Source organism: Enterobacter cloacae complex sp. IR5418 (assembly GCF_049238105.1).
GTDB lineage: Bacteria > Pseudomonadota > Gammaproteobacteria > Enterobacterales > Enterobacteriaceae > Enterobacter > Enterobacter hormaechei.
Genome location: NZ_JBMKHS010000043.1, coordinates 1 through 25,134, shown reverse-complemented (window position 1 = coordinate 25,134; position 25,134 = coordinate 1). Strand labels below are relative to the sequence as shown.

Below are 25,134 nucleotides of genomic sequence, written 5' to 3'. Positions count from 1 at the left end.
AACACAACCCGCTACGGGGGAGACTTACCCGAAATCTGATTTATTCAACAAAGCCATTCAACAGGCACGTAACGGTAATTACGCGCTGTTTCTTGATTATCTACAGCGCTATGAGCAACAGCATGCTTTAACGCCCGAACAGGTTGCGGACTGGTTACAGGTAGCCTCCTGGGCAGGACGCGATGACGAGGTTATTCGGGTCTGGCAGCGTTATGGTATTTATATGCCACTGCCCGCTCGCGCCATTGCTGCTGTCGCGCAGTCCAGAAGAAACCAAAAAGCCTGGTCATCCGCCTTATCGCTGTGGAAAGAGGCGCAAAGCCTTGCGCCGGATAACGACGATTACCGCATCGGCTATGTTAAAACCCTGGCCGATGCCCGCAGAGATCGCCTCGCGCTTTCGGAAGCCCGGCAACTGGTTAAAGCCGATCCTTCTCCCGCGCACCTTGAGGCGCTCTCCTATGTCTGGATGCGCCAGGGAAAAAACGCGGATCGGCTGCTGGCGGACATGCGCGCACTGAACGCCGCACCAGGGAATAATGACCTTCTTCGCGAGACGATCGAGGCGTTAACGGATAACCGGGTAAGCACGCCTGCGGCTGGCACAAAACGCATTAGATCGCTATCACGCCCTGCTTTCCCGCTGGCAAAACGAACCGCAGGCGGCTGAAGACGTCATCCTTGCCCGTATCGACAGGCTTGGTGCGCTGTATGCGCATGGTGATTACCGACAGGTCATTAGTGAATATCAGGCGCTGACGGCCGCACAGCATCCGGTGCCGGACTGGGCCATCGGCTGGGTGATCTCCGCCTGTTTGCAGGAGAAAAACACCGCCGCCGCCTTCTCGCTTGTGCAACGTTATCCGCAATACGCCGCCGATCCGCAGGACGAGGAGCATGCGCTTTTCTATGCCTGGCTGGATACGGGGCAGTATCAGTCTGCCCGCAAGTATGTTGAGCGCGAGACCCGCAGCGTTCCCTGGATCCGCTACGATTTCGGATCTCCAACCCCTCAGCCGAACGATCGGTGGCTCACCGGGCAGACCCTCAAACTTAACTATTTGCTGGCGACCAACGCCCTGCCGGAAGCCGAAGAGCTGTCGTATCGTCTGGCGTCAACGGCGCCGGGCAATCAGGGATTACAGATCGACTATGCCACCCTGCTTCAGGCCAGGGGACTGCCGCGCGCGGCTGAAAAAAAACTGAAAATGGCGGAGGCGCTGGAACCCTCCAGTACAGAACTTGAGCAGCAGCAGGCTTACGTCGCGATGGATTTACAGGCGTGGCGGGAGATGGATTTACTTACCGATGATGTGCTCGCTCGCGCCCCGGTCGATCGCAGCGTCCAGCGCCTGGACAGGATCAGAAACGTCCATCATATGTCCGAACTGCGCCTCAACGCGGGCAAGGGATTGCACTCCGATAACCCAGTCAGCGGTTCACACGATTTCACCTGGGAGGCCACGCTCTACGGCCCGCCCGTCGCGGATAACTGGCGATTATTTGCAGGCACCCGCTTTGCGCAGGGGCGTTTCGACGAAGGTAAAGGCACCAGCCGTCACCTGTCAGGCGGGGTTGAGTGGCGGCCCCGTGACCTCACGCTAGAAGCCGAACTCTCCAGCAACCGCTATCACGGTACAAACAGGCCGGGAGCACGACTCTCAACGACTTACAGCCTGAATGATAACTGGCAGGTCAGCGGCAGCCTCGAACGCTTGTCCCGCACCACGCCCTTACGCGCACTACGCAATGGGATTAGCGCCAACCGGGGTGAAGGTGGGGTGCGCTGGTATCAAAACGAACGACGTGAATATCAGTTTAACGCCGCCGTCAGCCGCTTCTCAGACCATAACCGCCGTCAGGAATACACCCTTACGGGGAAAGAGCGTCTCTGGCAGACCCCGACCCTGACGCTGGATCTCGAACCGGGGATCGCCGCCAGTAAAAACAGCCTGCGGGATACGCTCTATTACAACCCGACCCGGGATCTGTCCGTGACGGCTGCCCTGTCCGCCGATCATGAGATGTACCGCCACTACGATACCCGCTGGAGCCAGCAGTTCGTGGCAGGCGGCGGCAGCTACTGGCAGAAAAATCAGTCCACGGGTGTCATCACCCTGATGGGTTACGGGCAACGCCTCCAGTGGAACAACGTTGTCGATACTGGCGTGATGCTGAACTGGGATAAGCGCCCTTACGACGGCAAACGGGAGAGCAATATCTCCGTCACGTTAGATGCGACTTTACGCTTTTAAGGATGAATATGCTGAACACACGTTTTTCTGTAAGCCTGATCGTCATCGGCTGGCTCTGCCTCAGCGCGAGCCTCTGCGCGCAGCCGCTCTCGTTTATGGCCCCCAAAGAGAGGCCGCAGCTGGAGGCCAGCAAACCCTGGCCGGAAAACCAGTTTCTGGTCCTGGCCTACCACGACGTCGAAGATGATGCCGCCGATCAGCGCTACCTCTCCGTTCGCACCAGCGCGTTAAACGAGCAGATAAGCTGGCTTTTGCACAACGGTTATCACGCCATCAGCGTGCAGGACATTCTGGATGCGCATAAAGGGAAAAAAGCGCTGCCGCCGAAAGCCGTTTTGCTCAGCTTTGATGATGGCTACAGCAGCTTTTACACCCGCGTCTGGCCCCTGCTTCAGGCCTGGAACGTTCCTGCGCTGTGGGCGCCGGTGGGCAGTTGGGTGGATACGCCAGCAAATCAAAACGTTAACTTCGGCGGTCTGATGACCCCCCGCAATCGCTTTGCCACCTGGGATATGGTGCGCGAACTCAGCCAGTCCCCGCTGGTTGAGATTGGCTCGCATACCTGGGCCTCGCATTACGGCATACCGGCTAACCCGCAGGGAAGCCGTGAACCCGCCATTGCCAACCGTTTTTTCGATAAGGCGACGGGGCATTACGAAACCGATGAACAGTTCAACCAACGGATCGCCGCAGACGTACGGAAAGTCACCGATAAAATCACCCGGGTGACGGGAAAAGCGCCGCGTGCCTGGGTGTGGCCCTATGGGGCTGCCAACGGAACGTCGCTCGCTATCGCCCAAAAACAGGGCTATCAGCTGGCCTTTACCCTGGAAGACGGGCTGGGAAACGTGCGCGACCTCGGCAATATCCCGCGCCTGCTGATTGCCGGGAATCCATCGATAAAAGCCTTTGCCAACACGGTTACCCGCGTTCAGGAGTTTGATCCGGTGCGCGTTATGCATGTTGATCTTGATTACGTCTACGATCCCGATCCGGCCCAGCAGACGAAAAACATCAACAAACTCGTGCAACGGGTCTACGACATGAAAATCAGCCATGTGTTTCTCCAGGCGTTTTCGGATCCACGGGGCGACGGCAGGATCGGCGCGCTCTATTTCCCCAACCGTTGGCTGCCGGTCCGGGCCGATCTCTTTAATTTTGTCGCCTGGCAGCTACAAACCCGCGCGGGAGTGAAAGTCTTCGCGTGGATGCCGGTCCTCTCGTTCGATCTCGATCCTTCCCTGCCGCGTGTGCAGCGCCGGGATCGTCAAACAGGAGAGTTGACCGTGGCCGCCGAGCCCTATATCAGGCTCTCTCCATGGGATCCGCAGGTTCGCCAGCAGGTGACGGAAATCTATGAAGATCTGGCCCGCTATGCCAGCTTCAATGGGATCTTATTTCATGACGACGCGGTGCTGACGGACGTTGACGATGCCGGACAGGACACGACCCGACAGAAGAGCCAGCTGCTTATCGGCTTTACCCACACCCTGAGCCAGGCTGTGAAAAACATCCGTGGTCCGCAGATCAAAACCGCGCGGAATATGTTCGCGTTGCCCATTCTCCAGCCGGAAAGCGAGGCGTGGTTTGCACAAAATCTGGATGATTTTCTGTCGGCCTACGACTGGACGGTGCCGATGGCAATGCCGCTGATGGAGTCCGTCCCGGCAGAAGAGAGCAATGCCTGGCTGACGCGTTTAGTCAAAGCCGTCGCCGCACGCCCCGGCGCGCTGAATAAAACGATTTTTGAGCTTCAGGCCAGGGACTGGGCGCAGAAACCGCAGCGTGCCGTAGCCGATGAACGTCTGGTGGAGTGGATGCAGGTGCTCCAGCTGAACGGCATCAAAAATTACGGTTATTACCCCGACGACTTCATCAATAACCAACCTGATATGTCGCGTATCAGGCCTGAATTTTCTTCGTACTGGTATCCTGAAAATGACTGACCGCATTCTCGCCTTCTCAATTTTGTGTCTGGTATTCGGGTTGCCGTTAGGCGTAGCCGCGCTGTTTACCGGCGAACTGATTCTGGACTTTGTCTTTTTCTGGCCGCTGTTTATGTCCGTGCTCTGGATAACCGGCGGCCTCTATTTCTGGTTTCAGCTTGAACGGCACTGGTCGTGGGATGACGCAACCCCCGCCCCCACCTTAGCCGGTGAGCCGTTAATCTCGATTCTGATTCCCTGCTTCAATGAGGAACGAAACGCACGGGAGACCATTAGCGCCGCGCTGGATCAGCGATACTGGAATGTAGAAGTTATCGCCATCAACGACGGTTCTTCGGATAACACGGCGGAGGTACTGCACCAGCTGGCGCAGGAGCAGCCGCGCCTGCGGGTGATTAACCTCGCGGAGAACCAGGGGAAAGCCGTGGCGCTCAAGGCGGGTGCGGCGGCGGCCCGGGGCGATCTGCTGGTCTGCATTGACGGCGACGCCCTGCTCGACCGTGATACCGCGGCGTATCTGGTGGCACCGCTGATTCAGTATCCCCACGTTGGGGCCGTCACCGGAAATCCGCGTATTCGCACGCGCTCAACGCTGATTGGCCGCATTCAGGTGGGCGAGTTTTCTTCCATTATTGGGCTTATCAAGCGAACGCAGCGGATCTATGGCCGGGTCTTTACCGTCTCCGGCGTCATCGCCGCCTTTCGCCGTCAGGCGCTGGCGGATGTCGGGTACTGGAGTCCGGACATGATCACAGAGGACATCGACATTAGCTGGAAGCTTCAGCTACGCCACTGGGATATCTTTTTTGAGCCGCGGGCGCTGTGCTGGATCCTGATGCCGGAGACGCTAAAGGGGCTGTGGAAACAGCGTCTGCGCTGGGCACAGGGGGTGCAGAGGTGTTTCTGGTTAACCTGCGTAAGATGGCCCGCTGGGAGCATCATCGCATGTGGCCCCTGTTTCTTGAGTACGCGCTATCAACGCTGTGGGCGTTTGCTTACGGGACGACCGTGGTGTTGTTCATTCTCAGCCATATTATCTCTCTTCCCGCGAATCTGGCCGTTGCGAACCTGTTTCCGCCAGCGTTTACCGGGCTGCTGCTGGGCGTGATGTGCCTGCTGCAATTCCTCGTCAGTTTGTATATCGAGCGGCGCTACGAGCGGAAAGTGGCAGGCTCGCTGTTCTGGGTGATCTGGTTCCCGATGGTGTACTGGATGATTGGCCTGTTTACCACCCTCGTGGCATTTCCGAAAGTGATGCTAAAACGTAAACGCGCCCGCGCGCGCTGGATCAGTCCGGACCGGGGAAAAGGGAGCATTCAATGAACGAGAATACGTTAATTTTGACTGAGCATCGGCTGGCACCGCGTCTTTTCGATGCCGTATTAACGCTGATAGCCTGGGGAGGATTCCTGTTTTTTCTGTATGCCAGGCTGTGGATGCAGTTGACCGAGGAGAGCGATCACCGCTGGAGCGTGATTATCGCATCCTTCAATACGGTGCTGGTCTATCTGCTGATTGCCGCGTTGAACGGCTGGCTGCTGATCCTGTGGTATCAGTACAATCGCCGCCGCGCGCATGTGAGGCGGCGTCATCCGGAAATGTTGCGCCATGACGAGCTTGCCCAAAGTTTTAACGTCACGCCGCAAATCATGTCCGAGATGAGCCAGTACAACCTGCTGACGGTTTACCATGACCAGATTGGCCGGATCATTGATTTGAAGATCAGCGAGCAGCACGAAGAGGAAGAACAGTAATGAAAAGCCCCCGCAGAATGCCCTGCGGGGGCTTTTTATATCAGGGATAAGTTACTTATCCTTCACCACAATCAGCGGTTCAATATCGCTCTCTTTCTTCACCACCAGCGAGTCATCCCCGCGCAGACAGGTTCCGCCATAGTTTCCGCCCACGGTAAAAGTGCAGACCTGAATGTATCTGCCGTCAATCTTCGGCAGGCACCACAGTTGCTGGTAGATATTTTTGCGGTCGACAAACTTGCCGCTGGACTGGTCCAGCAGTTCTTCCTGGGCGCCGATCAGGTCGATATTGCTCCCGCAGCGTCCGGCGATCGGTTTAACGGCATAACCGGTGCGTTTGAGCAGATCGTTGACCTCAAAATCGGTATCCAGCAGGTAACGGTGGTTCGGGAACAGCTGCCACAGCACCGGCAGGATCGCCTTATTACCGGGGATCACCGTCCACAGCGGTTCGAAGACCAGCACTTCCGGGCGCAGCAGGACGTCAATCAGGCGCACTTCGCCTTGCGGATGACCGGTGCGGATAGGCACGGCGGCGTACTCGGTTTCGCTCACCTCGCGGATCTGCTCAATCGCCGTTTCCCACGCCCAGGTTTTCCATACGCAGTTAACGTGACGCCCTTCATCATCAATCAGTTGCCCGGCGGCATCCCAGCTCAGCGCGCCGAGGCCATGCAGGATTTTAGTGTCAAACCCGGCCTGCATCAGCGAGCGCTGAATAAAGAGCGCGTGGTAATCCTCTTCGATATCGTTGTCCTGCATGATATGCACGAACGGCCGCGCGTGGCTGTGCTTCCATGCGCCGGTCAGTTCCTCCAGCAAGCCTTCCGCCGGATTGTGGCCGGTGCCGCGATAGCCGTTTTTCACCCACTCTTCAAGAATAAGCCCGCCCTCGGTATGGCAGGAGGCGGAATCCGCGTTGTACTCGTAAACCTTGATGCCGCGTTCATCCATACAGAAATCCATACGACCGGTGATCATATGGTGACGACGCCACTGCCAGGAGAGACGCAGACGCGGCCAGAGGATTTTCGGGATGTCGAAAAGCGCGAGCAAGTTGTCGTCTTTCAGCACTTTATCGGTCGCGTGGAGATACATCAGGTGCAGTTCGTTGGTGGCTTTGATCAGCTCCTGCTCGGCACTTTCGGTAATGGTGAAGTACTGGCAGGGATCGTTGTTGATAACGTGGCCGTTGGCGCGAATGTACGCCTGTTGCAGGGCATCGTTTTCATTGAGCCATTTTCCGTCGAATTGGCGGTGGTTCTTCAACCGCGCGCCGCTGATTTTCAGCAGCTCACCGTCGATCTCCGGCTGAGGAATACTGTGTTCCGTCTCCTCCGTCTGGATCATCCAGCCGAGGATCTCGGTATCGTTGAAAGTGTCATGAAGGGTATAGCAGCCGTTCTCCACGCTCAGACGCAGCTCGCGCGTCCACTGCTGCCCCATCGGCAGCGGGGAGTGAATAACGTTCTGCTCGGCAATGCGCACTCTGTCATCCAGCAACTGGGTGATAACGGCGACGTGGCCGGTCTCATGAAACTCACCGCCCTTTTGCCAGATGAGCAGCGCACCGGCCTGCGGCGCGCGTTTTGATCCATTGGCAAAGGCCTGTAGCGGCAGAATATTGTCGTTCACCACTTCGCGTAAAAAACGCAGGGAGAAGATCTCCCACGCCATCCCGACGTCGGTAAAGACAAACCCGTGATTGAGAAACAGGAAACGGCGCGCAAACTCAACGCACTGCCATTTATGGCCCATGTATTCGTTGCCAATATAGCTGCGGAATTCCGCGTCTTCCGGGTAGTGACGCGGATCGAGACTGCCGTAATTTGAAGAGTAAATCGCCACGCCACCCGGCGCATAGCCTAATAACGTCCCGAAGGGTGCGTCACTGCTTAACGTTCCTTTACGCATGTATCCAACCTAAAACAGGCAGGCGGCAATTTTTTTGTGGGGTTGTCGTCGTCTGCACGTTGTAATTAACTGACAGAGGTGGCGTTATCATACACCCGCCCTGCCCATTACGCTCACATCGTTAAACGGTTCCCCTGTCTCCTGCTACACTGCCTCAACACAACACCAAAAAGGCAGGCCAACATGTCAGATAACACCTATCAGCCACCGAAAGTGTGGGAATGGAAACAGAATAACGGCGGCGCGTTCGCCAATATCAACCGTCCCGTCTCGGGCGCTACGCACGAGAAAGAGCTACCTGTGGGCGCGCACCCGCTCCAGTTGTACTCTCTGGGTACGCCGAATGGGCAGAAAGTTACCATCATGCTGGAAGAGCTGCTGGCGCTGGGCGTGACGGGCGCGGAATACGACGCATGGTTAATCCGCATCGGTGAGGGCGATCAGTTCTCCAGCGGTTTTGTTGACGTGAACCCGAACTCGAAGATCCCGGCGCTGCGTGACCACTCCACCACCCCGCCGACGCGCGTCTTTGAATCCGGCAATATTCTGCTTTACCTGGCCGAGAAATTTGGTCACTTCCTGCCAAAAGATCCGGCGGGCCGGACGGAAACCCTGAACTGGCTGTTCTGGTTACAGGGCGCGGCCCCGTTCCTCGGCGGTGGTTTTGGCCACTTCTATAACTACGCGCCGGTAAAAATTGAGTACGCTATCGATCGCTTCACCATGGAAGCTAAACGCCTGTTCGACGTGCTGGACAAACAGCTGGCGCGCGGCCGTTACGTAGCGGGTGAGGAATATACCATTGCGGATATGGCGGTCTGGCCATGGTTTGGCTGCGTGGCGCTGGGCAGAGTCTATAACGCCGCCGAGTTCCTGGATGCCGGGAAGTACACCAACGTGCAGCGCTGGGCAAAAGATGTGGCGAATCGTCCGGCCGTTAAACGCGGACGCATTGTTAACCGCACCAACGGCGAGCTGAACGAGCAGCTGCATGAACGCCATTCTGCGAGCGACTTCGATACCCAGACCGAAGATAAGCGTCAGGGCTGATAAACATCCGGGCGGTTCGCCGCCCTTCTTCTGCACGACGAAGACCAGGCAAGCATGATTAGCCAAAAAGGAAGGTAAACTCGCTGGCACACTTGGGCGATGTTTGATCTATGACTACAAGGAACCGTTGTGAAATACCTCAAAACCACCCTTCTTATCAGTGCACTTTTCGTTTCCACCTCCGGCATGGCGATGGATAAAACCGCGACAGGCGCTGTCGCTGGCGCGGCAATAGGCGCGATTGCGGGCAAAGATGTTAAATCCACCGTTGGCGGTGCCGTGGTCGGTGCAGGCACCGGGGCAATGTTCAAAAGCGGCGATAAAGGCAAAGCGGCACGTACCGGCGGCGCCGTGGGCGCTGCGGTAGGCGCGGGTGCGGCTGCCCTCACGGGTAAAAGCGTGCTGAAAGGAGCAGCGGTGGGTGCCGGCTCCGGTGCGCTGATTGGTGAAGCGACACACTGATAAATACGATGAAAACCAGCCAGCGCGCTGGTTTTTTTTCGCGCGGTATTGCGGTGAGTGGCCTGAAAAATTCATACTCCTGCTTATTCCGAACGGCTTGCGCAAGGATCATGGTATGTCAGACTCGCCGCTAAAACAGACCCGACAGCAGGCCATCCTTGATCAGCTGGGTAAAAGCGACTGGCTGGCCACCGATGTGCTGGCTGAAAAACTCGCCGTCAGCAAAGAGACGATCCGCCGCGATCTGAAGGCGTTGCAGCAGCAGGGGAAGATCCTGCGCCAGCACGGACGCGCGCGTCTGATTCATCCGGATAGCCGCGACAGCGGTGAACCTTTTGTCGCACGGTTAAAAAGTCATTATGCCGACAAAGCCGATATTGCCCGACACGCGCTGGGCTGGATCAGCGAAGGGATGACCATCGCCCTCGACGCCAGCTCAACCTGCTTTCATCTGGCGCGCCAGTTGCCGGACATCGACCTCACCGTGTTTACCAACAGCCTGCCTGTCTGCCACGAGATGGCGAAGCGCGAGCGGATCACGCTTATCTGCTCCGGCGGGACGCTTGATCGTAAGTATCGCTGCTATGTTAATCCGGCGCTGGTGACGCAGCTAAAAGGGCTGGAGATCGATCTGTTCATCTTCTCGTGTGAAGGGGTTGATGAGCATGGCATCCTTTGGGATCCGTCCGAGCACAACGCGGGCTTTAAGGCGCTGCTGTTAAACCGTGCCAGTCAGTCGTTGTTGCTGATCGACAAAAGTAAATTTAAGCGGGCAAGCGAAGTGAAAATTGGTCAGTTGTCGCAGGTGACACAGATTATTCAGAGCGATAAATGTCAGGCCGCCAGAGACGGCCTGACACAATAAGGTTACGCGGTGAGACGGAATTTCTGCACTGAGCGCTGGAGTTCTTCAGTCTGCCGTTCCAGTGCGGCGGCGGCGGCGGAAACCTGCTCCACCAGCGAGGCGTTCTGCTGAGTCACACCATCCATCTGCGTGATGGCAACGCCGACCTGAGAAATACCTTTGCTCTGCTCTTCTGACGCGGTGGCGATCTGCTTCATAATGACGGTCACCTCCGTCACGTCGCGCAGGATCGCTTCCATCGTGGTGCCGGTATCGTTCACCAGCTTCGCCCCCTGCTCCACGCGGGCAACGGAATCCGCAATCAGCCCTTCGATCTCTTTTGCCGCATTCGCGCTGCGGCTGGCCAGATTACGCACCTCGCCCGCCACGACCGCAAAGCCACGCCCCTGCTCCCCGGCCCGGGCCGCTTCCACCGCGGCGTTCAGCGCCAGAATATTGGTCTGGAAGGCGATGCTGTTGATGACGGTAGTGATTTCAGCGATTTTTTTCGAGCTGTCCGAAATGCCACTCATGGTTGTGACCACATCTTCCACCAGCGACCCGCCGCGGCTGGCCGTGCTGGAGGCGACATCCGCAAGCTGGCTGGCCTGGCGCGCGCTTTCAGCGTTCAGTTTCACCGTTGCGGTAAGCTGCTCCATGCTGGCCGCGGTCTCTTCCAGCGCGGCGGCCTGCTCTTCGGTACGCGAGGAGAGATCGTTATTCCCGCTGGAGATCTCCGTTGCCCCGCGCCAGATATTCTCGCTGCCGGAACGAATCGTGCTGACCGCCTCCCGCAGACTGTCCTGCATGGCGCTCAACAGCGGCACCAGTTGCCCCACGCAGTTGCGGCCCAAAGATTCAATCGGCTGGCTGAGATCGCCCTGCGCAATCTGGCGGAACTGCTGACGGATACGATCCAGCGGTTTCACCAGTATCGCCACCAGGTAGCGGTCGGTGAAGAGCAGGATCAGCAGACCCACGATCGTGGCGGTGATAATCACCGTCCGGGTCATGCTGGTGAGGCTGTCGACCACCACGCGCGTGCTGTCGAGCGCCTTCGCCGCGGTGTTGTTGAAGTTCTCAGCCGCGGCCCCGAATGCACGGCTTAGCGGCGGGGTGACGTTGTTGGCATGCTGACGATAGCCTTCGATCGTCGCCTGCTTCGCCTGCGCCATCTGCGGCGTAACGCCCTGATCGAGCAGCGCCTGCCAGGTAGAAATCACCTGTGCAGATACCTTTTCATCCATCGGGCCAGGGGAGATAGCTTTCATCTCTGCCAGCTTTTTACTCATGTTATCCAGCGCCTGCTGGGCGGAAGCCAGGTCCGGCGTTCCGCCCGCCGCTTTGACTTCCATCGCCCGGCTCAGGCGGGTGACGAAACGGAAATACTGATCGTTGCCCTGGCTCAGCACCGTCATTTGCCTGACCAGCTGGCGGTCAACCTCATTACCATCAGAAACACGAGACAGAGACCAGGTGCTGTAAAGCCCCACCCCTGCCCACATGACACAAAAGATCCCCAGTATCGTCAGCATGACGAAACGGATGGTGAAATTACGAAGCATCTTCATTGAGTATTCCTTGCCGTGAGGGTGAATTCGCCCAGAGGCGAGTACTACCCTCGTTATCGGCAGATACGGTAGAAAATATACTTTTTTGTTATCGAGTCGGCATAGAATGAAAACGTTGTTTCGAAATTTCACCGACAAGAAAGGAGACATCATGTCCTGGCACCCTTACACCGGCCGATACGAAAACATGCAGTACCGATACTGCGGCAAAAGCGGCCTGCGCTTACCGGCACTGTCGCTGGGCCTGTGGCACAGCTTCGGTCACGTTCAGGCGCTCGATTCCCAGCGCGCGCTGCTGCGTAAGGCCTTCGATCTCGGCATTACCCATTTTGACCTTGCCAATAACTACGGCCCCCCTCCGGGCAGCGCTGAAGAGAATTTTGGCCGCCTGCTGCGGGAAGATTTTTCTGGCTATCGCGACGAGCTGATCATCTCCACCAAAGCGGGCTACGACATGTGGCCAGGGCCGTATGGTTCAGGCGGTTCACGTAAATACCTGCTCGCCAGCCTCGACCAGAGCCTGAAACGCATGGGCGTGGAGTATGTGGATATTTTCTATTCTCACCGCGTAGACGAAAACACGCCGATGGAAGAGACCGCCGCCGCGCTGGCCCACGCGGTGCAGAGCGGAAAAGCGCTGTATGTTGGCATTTCGTCCTACTCCACGGAACGCACGACGGCGATGGCCGAATTGCTGCGCGAGTGGAAGATCCCGCTCTTGATCCACCAGCCGTCTTACAACCTGCTTAACCGCTGGGTCGACAAGACCGGCCTGCTGGACGCGCTGGAGAAAAACGGAACGGGCTGTATCGCCTTTACCCCGCTGGCGCAGGGCCTGCTGACCGGAAAATACCTGAACGGTATTCCGGACGGTTCACGTATGCAGCGCGAAGGGAAGAAAGTACGCGGCCTGACGGAGAAAATGCTGACGGAAGCCAACCTGAGCAGCCTTCGTCTGTTGAATGAGATGGCGCACGCGCGCGGGCAGACGATGGCACAGATGGCGCTAAGCTGGCTGTTGAAAGATGAGCGAGTGACGTCGGTGCTGATTGGCGCGAGCCGCCCGGAGCAGCTGGAGGAGAACGTTCAGGCATTGAATAACCTGCGCTTTAGCGAAGATGAACTGACGCGGATTGACCAGCACGTGGCGGATGGGGAGCTGAATTTGTGGCAGGCATCGTCCGATAAATAGTACAGTCCGATGCTTTCGCCCCTCACCCTAACCCTCTCCCCGGAGGGGAGAGGGAACTTGAACACCCTCTCCTCTCCGGGGAGAGGGCAGGGTGAGGGGCGCTGTAAAATTATTTCTTACTGATCTTATCCAGATACCCCATCACAAACGCCGACAGCACAAACGTCAGGTGGATAATCACATACCACATCAGCTTATTATCCGGAACGTTCTTCGCATCCATAAAGACGCGTAACAGGTGAATAGACGAAATCGCCACAATCGACGCCGCGACTTTATTCTTCAGCGATGAGGCGTCCATTTTCCCCAGCCAGTTGAGCTTTTCTTTGTGCTCGGCGATATCAAGCTGAGAGACGAAGTTCTCATAACCGGAGAACATCACCATCACCAGTAATCCTCCCACCAGCGTCATATCCACCAGCGACAGCAGAACCAGAATTAAATCGGCTTCTGCCACGGAGAAAATGTTTGGCAATACGTGGAAAATCTCCTGGAAGAACTTGATCGTCAGGGCGACCAACGCCAGGGAGAGACCGAAATAGACGGGTGCGAGCAGCCAGCGAGAGGCATACATTGCGTTTTCAAAGAAGCGTTCCATAAAATCCTGTCTGCAAACGAAACCAGCGCTCAGTATATCTCAACTATACCTCGTTGGGATCCACATCCGGGCGCGCATACTCCGGCCAGACCAGCGCGACCAGTTCCGGGTAGGCTTCCAGGCTAAACTCGCGAAAACACTGACGCAGATTTAATACGTCTAAATCGGAGTACGATACCTTCTCGCCATTCAGACAGCGCTTTTTGATATTGTCGTAATATTTATAGACGGCCGAATTAAGGTCGCTACAACGGCGCTGCGCGTCAAACAGGCCGGGCGTGTCATTAATTTCGGCCATTTTCATCCGCTTAATTGTCGCATGAAGAAAATCGATATATTCGTGATTCACCCGCCAGTACCAGACCGGCGTGACGGCATTCATCAATACCGAGAAATGATCTTCTCCCTCCTCTTTGGACATCAATTCAGGCTGCGGCGGTTCACTGGCGTCTTTCGACACTTTTGTTTTATTGAACTCTTGCATCAATAAAAGCACGCCAGCGGTCAGTAAAAGTAACGTTATGACCGTGAAGAAAATGCTGTTCATGGGTAGGCTCCATTTTTTTTGATTTTAAAATTGCCTCATGATATTGTCAACGAATCTCACCCTTTTTCCAACCCCACCCTTTTGAAATTAAAGGAAATTAAAATGCTGCCCGACAATCTTGTCCCGGCAAAGTACCACATTACGCCTGTGGAACAGCCTTCGACGGAAGCAGATAAAGAGGCCAATTTCACTCAAGGAAAAAGAAAACTCTCCGACTATGAAGCCGATATATTAATTGGTGTTTCGCGCACCGGCAAATCTCGTAATATGGTGCTGGAAGAGCATGACCGCCATTTAAAAGAGCGTTTATTTCGTGCCATCAAGATTGAAGCCTTAGTTCATCTGCTGAATGATTTACAGGCCGAAGGGGAAATAGACGCCCAGACGCTAAGTCAAATAATGGCCGAAAAAACACAGCAAATAAATGAAGCTGGCAATGAAATTTGGCTTAATTTAATTACCCGTGAAAAAAACAATCCCATTTTTTATAACCTGGGGGAAGATTAACGTGAATGATGACAGCGGTAATAACGTTTATTTGACTTTAGATGATAAGAAAAGCGATGAATTTATCTTAAAGCAGAATCTCGACGCTCTCAAAAAGATAAAAAATGACGAGATGACGCGCATTACGCAGGATTTGATTTCGATTCCGGCCACGCTGGTACGCCTGAAATGGCAGAACCGACGGGAAATTTATGCCTTGCAGGCCAAAGAAGAGATTTACGGCGCGGTGATGAACGCCATTATTGAACAGCGCCCTGAGCTAAAAGAGAAGATCCTCGGGCGGCTGGAGGCGAACTATCAGTACCTGCTGGCACGCGAGACAGCCACCCTGCGCCTGACCCGTAAGCTCTCGGAAGGTAATTACCGTACATCAAACGTGACCTGTGTGGCGCTTGATGAAAAGGCGCCGACGGCGCCTTCAGAGTGAGCCAACAATGATTGTTGCGCAATGCAGGCCGGGTAAGGCGATGCCGCCACCCGGCAAGGAAGGCTGCAAACGCCTTCGTTTTACTTCGCAGCCGCTTTCTCTTCGCCGACCAGACCAATCTTCAGGTATCCCGCCTGATGCAGCGTGTCCATTACCTTCATCATGGTTTCATAATCGACGGTTTTATCCGCGCGGAAGAAGACGGTGGTGTCTTTCTTGCCGCCGGTCAGCTGGTCCAGCGCCGGAATAACCGAGGCATCCGTTACCGGATCGTTGCCGAGGAACATGGATTTATCCGCCTTCACCGACAGGTAAATAGGCTTTTCCGGACGCGGCTGCGGCTGGCTGGAGGACGCAGGCAGATTCACCTTCACGTCCACCGTCGCCAGCGGCGCGGCAACCATAAAGATAATCAGCAGAACCAGCATGACGTCGATAAACGGCGTCACGTTGATCTCATGCATTTCACCGTTATCGTCCAGATTTTCATTAAGACGCATTGCCATACAATCAACCTACGCGCAGTTTGGACGCCGCATGTACCGGTTTAACGGCGCTGGCGTTCAGGTCGAGATCGCGGCTTTGCAGCAGCAGAACCTGCGCGGCAACGTCACCCAGTGTGGCTTTGTAACTGCCAATCATGCGCGCGAAGATGTTATAGATAACTACCGCAGGAATAGCGGCAACCAGGCCGATAGCCGTGGCAAGCAGCGCTTCTGCAATACCCGGCGCGACAACCGCAAGGTTAGTGGTCTGCGTCTGGGCGATACCGATAAAGCTGTTCATGATGCCCCAGACGGTACCGAACAGGCCGACAAACGGGGAAATGGCGCCGATAGTCGCCAGGTAGCCGTTACCGCGGCCCATATGACGCCCCACGGCCGCAACGCGACGCTCCAGACGGAAGCCGGTACGCTCTTTAATGCCTTCGTTATCTTCACTGCCTGCGGAGAGTTCCAGCTCGTTCTGCGCTTCGTTCACTAACAGGGTAGTCAGGCTTTTCGCATGGAAGGATGAGGTGATATCAGAAGCCTGATCCAGAGAGCGGGCTTCTGCCAGCTGCTTCTGCTCACGCTTGAGGCGGCGTTTTTGTGAAAGAAGTTCGGCGCTCTTGCTGAAGAAGATAGCCCAGGTGATCACGGACGCCAGAATCAGGCCGATCATCACAATCTTAACTACGATGTCAGCATGTTGATACATGCCCCAAACGGAGAGATCCGTCTGCATCAAATTATTACCCACTCTGTATCTCCAGGACGCAAATCACAAAATCTGAACGTAATAATATCAAAACGTCGTCGAATTGATAGTAGTTCTCATTAGTATTTACATAGTGCCGTAATTTTCGCTCACTTTCCTTGCGCTTACGCAGTAAAAATTTCTTATGCGAATTTTTGATAATATTTTCTGCTTATTCGATAAGCATCCGGATGCACATTCTGACAATCGTGGTAGTCTGGACGTCCAGACGTATAAAAATAGGGTTAGCGAACATGACTAAAAAGCAGCTTGAGACCACGCTGGTGCAGGCAGGACGCAGTAAGAAATACACACAAGGCTCGGTTAATAGCGTGATCCAGCGCGCCTCCTCGCTGGTATTCGATACCGTTGAGGATAAAAAAATCGCCACGCGGAATCGCGCCAAGGGCGGGTTGTTTTATGGTCGTCGTGGCACGTTAACCCATTTTTCGTTGCAGGAAGCCATGTGCGAACTGGAGGGCGGCGCAGGCTGCGCGCTGTTCCCGTGCGGTGCGGCGGCGGTCGCTAATACCATTCTGGCGTTTGTGGAACAGGGCGACCACGTCCTGATGACCAATACCGCCTACGAGCCAAGCCAGGACTTCTGCACCAAAATCCTCAGCAAGCTCGGCGTTACCACCAGCTGGTTCGATCCGCTGATTGGGGCAGGCATTGCCGGACTTGTTCAGCCCAACACGCGCGTTGTGTTCCTGGAATCTCCCGGCTCCATCACCATGGAAGTGCATGACGTGCCCGCCATTGTGAAGGCGGTGCGCAGTATCGCGCCGGAAGCGATCATCATGATCGACAATACCTGGGCGGCGGGCGTGCTGTTTAAAGCGCTGGAATTTGACATTGATATCTCCATTCAGGCGGCGACCAAATATCTGATTGGCCACTCCGACGGCATGATCGGTACGGCGGTATCTAACGCCCGATGCTGGGATCAATTGCGTGAAAATGCCTACCTGATGGGTCAGATGGTGGATGCCGATACCGCCTACATGACCAGCCGCGGTATCCGTACACTCGGCGTGCGCCTGCGTCAGCATCATGAAAGCAGCCTGCAAATTGCACAGTGGCTGGCGCTGCATCCGCAGGTGGAGCGCGTTAACCATCCGGCGCTGCCGGGCAGCAAGGGCCACGAATACTGGCAACGTGACTTTACGGGTAGCAGCGGGTTGTTCTCATTTGTTCTTAAAAAGCGCCTGAATGACGCCGAGCTGGCACGCTATCTGGATAACTTTACCCTCTTCAGCATGGCCTACTCCTGGGGCGGGTTTGAATCGCTGATCCTGCCCAACCAGCCGGAGCAGATTGCGGCCCTGCGCCCGGGCGGCGAGGTGGACTTCGAGGGAACCTTAATCCGCCTGCATATCGGGCTGGAAAATGTGGACGATTTAATTGCGGATTTATCGGCAGGATTTGAGCGCATCGTGTAAAGTGCTGGCTGAAATGTACTCCCCGGACGTTATTCTGAACACCGCAAGCAGAAAAGTCTGTATGAGATGCGCCTGCGATCAACCCCGACAGGCGAAATTGGGAGTACAATAGCGTTATATCTGCTGTTCCACAGGAAAGTCCATGGCTGTTATTCAAAATATCATCACGGCGCTCTGGCAACATGATTTTGCCGCGCTGGCGGACCCACATGTCGTCGGGATTGTCTATTTCGTGATGTTCGCGACGCTGTTTCTGGAAAATGGATTACTGCCAGCCTCATTTTTACCCGGTGACAGCCTGCTCCTGCTCGCAGGGGCGTTAATCGGCAAGGGCGTGATGGACTTCGCGCCGACAATGGTGATCCTCACCTCTGCGGCCAGTCTCGGCTGTTGGCTAAGCTACCTGCAAGGGCGCTGGCTGGGAAACACCCGCGTGGTGAAGGGCTGGCTGGCACAACTGCCGCATAAATATCACCAGCGTGCGACCTGCATGTTTGACCGCCACGGCCTGCTGGCGTTACTTGCCGGGCGTTTTCTGGCGTTTGTTCGCACCCTGTTGCCTACCATGGCGGGTATTTCAGGCCTGTCTAATCGCCGCTTCCAGTTCTTCAACTGGCTAAGCGCCCTGCTCTGGGTGGGGGTGGTCACTACGCTCGGCTACGCGCTGAATATGATCCCCTTTGTTAAGCACCATGAAGACCAGGTGATGACCTTCCTGATGATCCTGCCGATTTTCCTGCTGGTGGCGGGACTGGTGGGGACTATTGCGGTAGTGATTAAGAAGAAGTATTGCAGCGCGTGAGGTAATTGCCGGGTGGCGCTATCGCTTACCCGGCCTACGTTTTTCGTCAGGCTCCCTGCATGGTTCGGATGCGCGACGCATCTTCTCCCGGCGTGACGCCGAAGTAACGCTTAAACTCCCGACTAAACTGCGACGCGCTTTCATACCCGACCCGCATCGCCGCGGCGCTGGCCTTCATGCCGTCGTGGATCATCAGCATCCGCGCCTTATGCAGACGGTAGGTTTTGAGGTACTGCAACGGCGACGTGCTGGTGACGGATTTAAAGTTATGGTGAAACGCCGAGACGCTCATATTGGCTTCCGCCGCCAGCTGGTCAACGCTGAGGTTTTCCGTGTACTGGCTCTCAATGCGCTTCAGCACGCGGCTAATCAGGCTGAAGTGCGTTTGCCGGCTTACCAGCGCCAGCAGCGCCCCGCCGCCCGGTCCCATCAGCACGTGGTAAAGAATTTCGCGGATAATCTGCTTTCCGAGAATACGGGCATCCAGCGGCCTTTCCATCACGTCTAACAGGCGTTCAATCGCGCAGAGAATTTCCTCCGATAAGGTCGCGGAGTTGATACCGCTTGCCGCCATCGATGGCCGGAAAAGTTCATCCTCCCCGATCTCCATCAGCAGCTCCTGCAACTGGAGGATGTCGACGTTGACGCGGATCCCTGCCAGCGGTACCGCCTCTGTCGCGAAGGTTTCACATTCGAAGGGTAAAGGTACTGTCAGAAGCAGATATTCATTGGTGTCGTAACGGAACACGCGCTCGTTGATATAGCCAATCTTATGGCCGGAAAAGAGAAAAACGATGCCAGGCTGATACATCACCGGCGTACGCGTCCCGGGCTGGGTACCGTAGAGCAATCGAATATCCGGTAACAGGTCCGCCGTAGTATTTTCATTATCTATCAGTCTCTTAATCTGCGACGTTAGCTGGCGGCAGATGGCATCACGGTTCATTTTCAGTTACTCCGGGTATGGTTTCCGACGCTGACAGTGTGCGCATTTTCTTACCATTTCTCCAGCGCGCTGTAGAAATGGGCAAGACATCGGCAGGAATGTGCATTGAGAGGATAGCGCCTGCCCGCCACAATGTGCAGCATCAGGTTGCCTTCTGCGCCACCACGATTTTTTACCCACTACAGGGAACAAGCCATGAATAACTTTAATCTTCACACCCCAACCCGCATTCTGTTTGGTAAAAACGCTATCGCCGATCTGCGCGCGCAAATCCCGACGGGCGCCCGCGTCCTGATTACCTACGGTGGCGGCAGCGTGAAAAAAACCGGCGTACTGGATCAGGTTTACAGTGCTCTGGAAGGTCTGGACGTGCGTGAGTTCGGCGGTATCGAGCCTAACCCGTCTTATGAAACGCTGATGAACGCGGTGAAAATCGCCCGCGACGAGCAGATCACCTTCCTGCTGGCGGTGGGCGGCGGTTCCGTGCTGGACGGCACCAAATTCATCGCGGCGGCGGCGCATTACGCTGACGGCATCGACCCGTGGCATATTCTGGAAACGGGCGGCAGCGACATCAATAGCGCGATCCCGATGGGTTCCGTACTCACGCTGCCAGCCACCGGATCAGAGTCCAACAAAGGCGCGGTCATCTCCCGTAAAACCACCGGTGACAAGCAGGCCTTTATGAACGAACACGTTCAGCCTGTATTCGCGATCCTCGATCCGGTTTACACCTATACCCTGCCTGCGCGTCAGGTGGCGAACGGCGTGGTCGACGCTTTTGTTCACACCGTTGAGCAGTACGTGACTTACCCGGTGAACGCCAAAATTCAGGATCGTTTCGCGGAAGGCATTCTGCTGACGCTGATTGAAGAAGGTCCGAAAGCGCTGAAAGAGCCAGAAAACTACGACGTGCGTGCCAACGTGATGTGGGCCGCCACCCAGGCGCTGAACGGCCTGATCGGTGCTGGCGTACCGCAGGACTGGGCTACCCACATGCTCGGCCACGAGCTGACGGCGATGCACGGCCTGGATCACGCCCAGACGCTGGCGGTGGTTCTGCCTGCGCTGTGGAACGAAAAACGTGACACTAAACGCGCCAAACTGCTCCAGTACGCCGAACGCGTGTGGAACATCACCGACGGTTCCGACGATGCGCGTATTGATGCCGCGATTGAGGCCACCCGTCACTTCTTTGAAAGCCTGGGTGTGCCAACGCGTCTCTCTGGCTACGGCCTGGACGGTAGCTCCATCCCTGCCCTGCTGGCGAAACTGGAAGCACACGGCATGACGCAGATCGGCGAGCACGGCGACATCACTCTGGACGTCAGCCGTCGCATTTACGACGCGGCACGCTAAGCGTTTTTAGGATCCTGACTTTCGTTTTTTGACATTTCGTCCAGACTTAATGCACATCACATCGTCGGAGGTTCCCTCCGGCGATGAGCATCTGAAGGAGGAAAAATGGCAAACCAAACCGTAATCAAGCTACAGGACGGCAACGTGATGCCCCAGCTGGGGCTAGGTGTATGGAAAGCCGGTAACGACGAGGTCGTCTCCGCCATTCATAAAGCCCTGGAAGTCGGCTATCGGTCCATCGATACCGCCGCCGCCTATAAAAACGAGGACGGCGTGGGGAAAGCGCTTGCCAGCGCTGGCGTTCCCCGGGATGAGTTATTCATCACCACCAAGCTGTGGAACGACGATCAAAAGCGCCCCCGCGAAGCGTTGCAGGAGAGCCTGGAGAAACTCCAGCTCGATTTCGTCGATCTTTATCTCATGCACTGGCCGGTACCGGCTATCGACCATTACGTTGATGCCTGGAAAGGGATGATAGAACTGCAAAAAGAGGGGCTGATAAAAAGCATCGGCGTCTGTAATTTCCAGGTACATCACCTGCAACGCCTGATTGATGAAACGGGCGTCGCGCCGGTGATTAACCAGATTGAGCTGCACCCGCTGATGCAGCAGCGCCAGCTTCATTCATGGAACGCCACGCACAAGATCCAGACCGAATCCTGGAGTCCGCTGGCTCAGGGCGGCGAAGGGGTGTTTGATCAGAAAATCATCCGTGAACTGGCGGATAAGTACGGTAAAACTCCGGCGCAGATCGTTATTCGCTGGCACCTGGATAGCGGTCTGGTGGTGATCCCGAAATCGGTCACGCCGTCTCGCATCGCCGAGAACTTCGACGTCTGGGATTTCCGCCTGGATAAAGACGAGCTGGGTGAAATTGCGAAGCTGGATCAGGGTAAACGGCTTGGGCCGGACCCGGATCAGTTTGGCGGGTAGTTTCCCCCCTCACCCTGCCCTCTCCCCGGAGGGGAGAGGGTTAGACCTGTAGGCCCGGTAAGCGCAGCGCCACCGGGCATTTTTACAGGTTTAACCGGTCTTACGTTTTACGTTCTTCTTCGTTCCCGCACCACCATTCGAACGCTGATGCACAATCGGGGTATGTTTGGTCAGCGCCGGGCGCGTATTGCGGTTCTGGCGGCGCGCTTCGCGCATCTCTTCCAGCGTTGGCGCAGGCACCAGGCAATCACGACGCGAGCCAATCAGGTGCTTTTCCCCATCTCTTCCAGCGCCTGACGGATCAGCGGCCAGTTTTTCGGATCGTGGTAACGCAGCAGCGCTTTGTGCAGACGGCGCTGTTTATCCCCTTTCGGCACCACCACGTCTTCGCTCTTATAACCAATCTTACTCAGCGGGTTTTTGCCGGTGTAATACATGGTCGTCGAGTTGGCGAGCGGCGACGGGTAGAAATTCTGCACCTGATCCAGACGGAATCGACGCTGCTTCAGCCACAGCGCCAGGTTCACCATGTCTTCATCACGGGTGCCGGGGTGCGCGGAGATGAAGTACGGGATTAGATACTGCTCTTTCCCCGCCTGTTTTGAATAGGTGTCAAACAGCTGCTTAAAGCGATCATAGCTGCCCATGCCCGGCTTCATCATTTTGGACAGCGGCCCTTCCTCGGTGTGCTCCGGGGCGATCTTCAGATAACCGCCCACGTGGTGCGTCGCCAGCTCTTTGATGTAGCGCGGATCTTCCACCGCAATGTCGTAACGCACGCCGGAGGCGATCAGGATCTTCTTGATGCCTTTCAGATCACGGGCGCGACGGTAAAGGTTGATCGTCGGCTCGTGGTTGGTGTCCATATGCTCACAAATGCTCGGGTAAACGCAGGAGAGGCGACGGCAGGTCTGCTCGGCGCGCGGCGATTTACAGCGCAGCATGTACATGTTGGCCGTTGGGCCACCCAGATCGGAGATCACGCCGGTAAAGCCCGGCACCGTGTCGCGAATCGCTTCGATCTCGTTAACAATCGACTCTTCGGAACGGCTCTGAATAATACGGCCTTCATGTTCGGTGATCGAGCAGAGCGAGCACCCTATAATTCTGATCATTTAGAAATTTTTTTGCGTTTAAAATCAATGAATTGAAAGATTTCATTTTTCTAAGTCTGATAAAACAGATGAAAACCCAACTGACTATACTCATAAAACTCAATCTTTGCGCTGCTGTACGATACCAGTAATTACAGGCGCCGAGTTTAACATCATGAAAAGTAGCCCAATAATGAATGACGCAACGCCAGCTGCGGTGCCTAACTTCTGACTGAACACCATTGAAACAAAGTACATATTTGGGATAAAAACGGACATAGCAATCACGAAAAGTAACTTATTCAGATAATTATTTATTCGGGTCTTAACCTCAACTCTATCATAAAAAGCCATCGAAACGTAAGCAGTTATCAGTGAATAAAAAGACCATGTCATATAGTTAACCGATTCATTAAATGCCTCTCGCAAAAGCAAAGCACTTTCTGTCATTCCCTACCTCATTAAATCAATAGAAAATAAATCTGAATAATTTATTTTTAAAAGAAAAGAACACAACATAACTTCAGTAGTTATGATTAATCCCTGAATGATTATTTCTTAGCAAGATATAACATGCTTAATGTATATCAGGCAATAAAAAAACTCCCAAAGACCACCGCTGTGGTCTTCAGGTATAGGATTTGAAGAACGAACTCAGTCCGGAAACGTATCACTATCTTCTGTAACGTCCGCTTTCTCTGGTAACATTCTGTTTTTAATATACTGTGAATTCCTGCAGATGAGAGGAAAAATCTCCGAGTTATTCATTATACAACTCGTTGCCGTACGGGCGTCCTCCGGAGACCATGATGAAAATGAAAACGTCTGACGGTCAAGCCATTGAGACAATAATACATTATCAACAGAAGCGCTAAACAGCGCCGCAATAGCCCTGCGTTCAACGGCCTTCTCAGGTTCAATAAACGACAACTCATTATGAAAACGGGTAATAATCGCAATACGGCTGTCAATACGAATATGTCTTTCAAGTAAGACATCGTGCAACTCATCAAGTACAGTCTCTCTCTGGGTATCGTCGAGGCAAGACCACAGGAAATGAATGTTCTCGGCATTTGTGACAACGTCTGGCTCTGCATCACGGAACCATGATGCAAAGATACCCACACTACCTTCCATCCGGATATGCTGCCCCTGAAGTTGCATTTGTTCAAGGATAAAGCGCATGTTCACAGGAAGAACCGTAAAACACTCAATAAGCCTTTCAGAAGAACTAAATACTCCACATGCCAGGGCGTTCAGCTTTTTCTTCAAAATATCAAACTGCTCACCTGACTGATATACGTCATGGAGAAATACTGGACCCATAGCATTCACATCAGACTCAATTATTTTCTCTGACAGTGCTTTTTGACGCTCTCGCACAAATATTAAAAGAGAGGTTGCATTTGTAGCTTCTTTGATGACGTCATACTGACCTTTAACAAAGCTCAGGACAGGTATATTCACCAGAAGACCTAAATCAACAATCCTGCCAACAGCATTTTTGATGTACGGCAGAACATTTTTATCCTTAAGTGCTATAAAGATACTCTCGGCAGTACGTAGATAACGAAGATATGCAGCCAAAGCCAGGTCAAACCGTTCCTCACCAATATGTTCACTGTACGACTCGATACCGGCATAGTTACCATGGAGCACCATGTGAGCAACAGCCTGTGCAGCAAATTCCGCAGGGAAGAGATTCCTCGTCGCCGTATTATTAAGATAATATTGATTTAAAACATTATTATTCCAGTCCGGGCTCAGAACAATTTTTCTGAAATGGATAACGTCCTCAACAACCTGACGATTTTTAAGCGTCATTATTGCAGAGCTAACCTGAGCCCCACCTGTACCATCATTCTTTCCAATTACGTTCTGTACCGCCTTCGATGCAATATTGATATGCCGGATAATTCCCGGATTAAAAAGGTCTATCTGAGGTTGCTCAGCTCCATAGCGTAACATCTCCTCCCGACCGTGATTTCCGATATCTAGTGTGCCAATTTTCAGGTTTGACAAGGTCTCTTCATTATTGACAAGGTATTCCACATAAAATACGCCATCTACAAAATTCTCCATTTTATTCAGTAGTGATTCACCGGCCAGAACAGAGTATGAATCAGCTTCCTGCAGCAACGTCTGCGTGGATTCAGCCTCCAATTTTTCTGAATCCTGAATTTCATCAAGTTTACGACTTTGTTGAATAAATCGAACTTTTGCTGAGTTGAAGGATCAGATCACGCATCTTC

At 54.6% G+C, this 25,134-nt stretch carries 23 protein-coding genes and 2 pseudogenes; 15 read left to right on the top strand and 10 right to left on the bottom strand.

All coding sequences use genetic code 11. The annotated features are described in order from the left end of the window. Positions 1-55 precede the first annotated feature (55 nt). From pgaA to pgaD, 5 genes and pseudogenes are all read left to right on the top strand, one after another. Positions 56-2,255, top strand: a pseudogene (gene pgaA, locus ACOTX7_RS21435) (poly-beta-1,6 N-acetyl-D-glucosamine export porin PgaA). An 8-nt stretch (positions 2,256-2,263) separates the two neighbouring features. Next, positions 2,264-4,201 (top strand): poly-beta-1,6-N-acetyl-D-glucosamine N-deacetylase PgaB, encoded by a 1,938-nt coding sequence (gene pgaB / locus ACOTX7_RS21430; protein WP_221256457.1) that lies wholly within the window; start codon positions 2,264-2,266, stop codon positions 4,199-4,201. Next, positions 4,194-5,309: a poly-beta-1,6-N-acetyl-D-glucosamine synthase gene (gene pgaC / locus ACOTX7_RS21425; protein WP_260630847.1), complete on the top strand. Its 1,116-nt coding sequence runs from the start codon at positions 4,194-4,196 to the stop codon at positions 5,307-5,309. The genes pgaB and pgaC overlap by 8 nt, the downstream gene beginning before the upstream one ends. Beyond that, complete coding sequence (locus ACOTX7_RS21420; protein ID WP_235016471.1) at positions 5,309-5,524, top strand: hypothetical protein; 216 nt, start codon at positions 5,309-5,311, stop codon at positions 5,522-5,524. Before pgaC ends, ACOTX7_RS21420 begins: the two co-directional genes overlap by 1 nt. After that, the gene (pgaD, locus tag ACOTX7_RS21415) at positions 5,521-5,955 is read left to right on the top strand and encodes a poly-beta-1,6-N-acetyl-D-glucosamine biosynthesis protein PgaD (protein WP_205921463.1); all 435 of its coding nucleotides are present in this window, start codon (positions 5,521-5,523) and stop codon (positions 5,953-5,955) included. Before ACOTX7_RS21420 ends, pgaD begins: the two co-directional genes overlap by 4 nt. A gap of 51 nt (positions 5,956-6,006) precedes the next feature. On the opposite strand, the gene gss is transcribed toward pgaD, so the two are convergent. Then, complete coding sequence (gss, locus tag ACOTX7_RS21410; protein ID WP_221256459.1) at positions 6,007-7,869, bottom strand: bifunctional glutathionylspermidine amidase/synthase; 1,863 nt, start codon at positions 7,867-7,869, stop codon at positions 6,007-6,009. Between the two features lie 183 nt (positions 7,870-8,052). On the opposite strand from gss, the gene yghU reads away from it, so the two are divergent. The 3 genes from yghU (at position 8,053) to fucR (ending at position 10,246) form a co-directional block, all read left to right on the top strand. Continuing rightward, complete coding sequence (gene yghU, locus ACOTX7_RS21405) at positions 8,053-8,919, top strand: glutathione-dependent disulfide-bond oxidoreductase (RefSeq protein ID WP_221256460.1); 867 nt, start codon at positions 8,053-8,055, stop codon at positions 8,917-8,919. A 129-nt stretch (positions 8,920-9,048) separates the two neighbouring features. Further along, complete coding sequence (locus ACOTX7_RS21400) at positions 9,049-9,381, top strand: hypothetical protein (protein WP_047355146.1); 333 nt, start codon at positions 9,049-9,051, stop codon at positions 9,379-9,381. A 115-nt stretch (positions 9,382-9,496) separates the two neighbouring features. Further along, positions 9,497-10,246, top strand: coding sequence for an L-fucose operon activator (gene fucR, locus ACOTX7_RS21395; RefSeq protein ID WP_221813466.1), 750 nt, complete (start codon positions 9,497-9,499; stop codon positions 10,244-10,246). Positions 10,247-10,248: 2 nt separating this feature from the next. Here the strand turns inward: fucR and ACOTX7_RS21390 are convergent, their stop codons facing one another. Further along, positions 10,249-11,796: a methyl-accepting chemotaxis protein gene (locus tag ACOTX7_RS21390; RefSeq protein ID WP_205924515.1), complete on the bottom strand. Its 1,548-nt coding sequence runs from the start codon at positions 11,794-11,796 to the stop codon at positions 10,249-10,251. A gap of 151 nt (positions 11,797-11,947) precedes the next feature. Here ACOTX7_RS21390 and ACOTX7_RS21385 point away from each other — a divergent pair, with 151 nt between their 5' ends. Continuing rightward, positions 11,948-12,988: an aldo/keto reductase gene (locus ACOTX7_RS21385; protein WP_032674048.1), complete on the top strand. Its 1,041-nt coding sequence runs from the start codon at positions 11,948-11,950 to the stop codon at positions 12,986-12,988. Positions 12,989-13,097: 109 nt separating this feature from the next. Here ACOTX7_RS21385 and ACOTX7_RS21380 read toward each other — a convergent pair whose 3' ends face one another. Then, entirely contained in the window at positions 13,098-13,586 is a 489-nt protein-coding gene (locus ACOTX7_RS21380) for a TIGR00645 family protein (protein WP_006811956.1), read from the bottom strand. Between the two features lie 43 nt (positions 13,587-13,629). Then, the gene (locus tag ACOTX7_RS21375) at positions 13,630-14,133 is read right to left on the bottom strand and encodes an ESA_00282 family adhesion-associated protein (RefSeq protein WP_001084353.1); all 504 of its coding nucleotides are present in this window, start codon (positions 14,131-14,133) and stop codon (positions 13,630-13,632) included. A gap of 102 nt (positions 14,134-14,235) precedes the next feature. Between ACOTX7_RS21375 and ACOTX7_RS21370 the strand changes: the two genes are divergently transcribed. Then, positions 14,236-14,640 (top strand): hypothetical protein, encoded by a 405-nt coding sequence (locus ACOTX7_RS21370; protein WP_047746973.1) that lies wholly within the window; start codon positions 14,236-14,238, stop codon positions 14,638-14,640. 1 nt (position 14,641) lies between these two features. Then, positions 14,642-15,067: a hypothetical protein gene (locus tag ACOTX7_RS21365; RefSeq protein ID WP_000997193.1), complete on the top strand. Its 426-nt coding sequence runs from the start codon at positions 14,642-14,644 to the stop codon at positions 15,065-15,067. A gap of 80 nt (positions 15,068-15,147) precedes the next feature. Here ACOTX7_RS21365 and exbD read toward each other — a convergent pair whose 3' ends face one another. After that, a complete protein-coding gene (gene exbD / locus ACOTX7_RS21360) occupies positions 15,148-15,573 on the bottom strand; it encodes a TonB system transport protein ExbD (RefSeq protein WP_001251472.1) in 426 nt (141 codons plus the stop codon). 4 nt (positions 15,574-15,577) lie between these two features. Continuing rightward, positions 15,578-16,309, bottom strand: coding sequence for a tol-pal system-associated acyl-CoA thioesterase (gene exbB / locus ACOTX7_RS21355; RefSeq protein ID WP_003862482.1), 732 nt, complete (start codon positions 16,307-16,309; stop codon positions 15,578-15,580). A gap of 251 nt (positions 16,310-16,560) precedes the next feature. Here exbB and metC point away from each other — a divergent pair, with 251 nt between their 5' ends. Beyond that, entirely contained in the window at positions 16,561-17,748 is a 1,188-nt protein-coding gene (gene metC / locus ACOTX7_RS21350; protein ID WP_032674049.1) for a cystathionine beta-lyase, read from the top strand. Positions 17,749-17,890: 142 nt separating this feature from the next. Continuing rightward, the gene (gene yghB, locus ACOTX7_RS21345) at positions 17,891-18,550 is read left to right on the top strand and encodes a DedA family general envelope maintenance protein YghB (RefSeq protein ID WP_006811961.1); all 660 of its coding nucleotides are present in this window, start codon (positions 17,891-17,893) and stop codon (positions 18,548-18,550) included. A gap of 46 nt (positions 18,551-18,596) precedes the next feature. Here the strand turns inward: yghB and ACOTX7_RS21340 are convergent, their stop codons facing one another. Then, positions 18,597-19,496, bottom strand: a complete 900-nt coding sequence (locus ACOTX7_RS21340; protein WP_221256463.1) for an AraC family transcriptional regulator — start codon at positions 19,494-19,496, stop codon at positions 18,597-18,599. Between the two features lie 195 nt (positions 19,497-19,691). Here ACOTX7_RS21340 and yqhD point away from each other — a divergent pair, with 195 nt between their 5' ends. Beyond that, positions 19,692-20,855 carry an alcohol dehydrogenase gene (yqhD, locus tag ACOTX7_RS21335; protein WP_205924514.1) on the top strand — a complete coding sequence of 388 codons (1,164 nt, stop codon included), beginning with the start codon at positions 19,692-19,694 and terminating at the stop codon, positions 20,853-20,855. Positions 20,856-20,960: 105 nt separating this feature from the next. Next, positions 20,961-21,788, top strand: coding sequence for a 2,5-didehydrogluconate reductase DkgA (dkgA, locus tag ACOTX7_RS21330; protein WP_003862493.1), 828 nt, complete (start codon positions 20,961-20,963; stop codon positions 21,786-21,788). Between the two features lie 90 nt (positions 21,789-21,878). On the opposite strand, the pseudogene ACOTX7_RS21325 reads toward dkgA, so the two are convergent. The 3 genes and pseudogenes from ACOTX7_RS21325 to ACOTX7_RS21315 all read right to left on the bottom strand — a co-directional run. Continuing rightward, positions 21,879-22,888 (bottom strand): annotated as a pseudogene (locus ACOTX7_RS21325) (DUF3362 domain-containing protein); the annotation flags it as partial. Between the two features lie 114 nt (positions 22,889-23,002). Further along, complete coding sequence (locus ACOTX7_RS21320) at positions 23,003-23,332, bottom strand: hypothetical protein (protein ID WP_000140246.1); 330 nt, start codon at positions 23,330-23,332, stop codon at positions 23,003-23,005. A 204-nt stretch (positions 23,333-23,536) separates the two neighbouring features. After that, complete coding sequence (locus tag ACOTX7_RS21315) at positions 23,537-25,045, bottom strand: hypothetical protein (RefSeq protein ID WP_421626155.1); 1,509 nt, start codon at positions 25,043-25,045, stop codon at positions 23,537-23,539. Between the last annotated feature and the right edge of the window lie 89 nt (positions 25,046-25,134).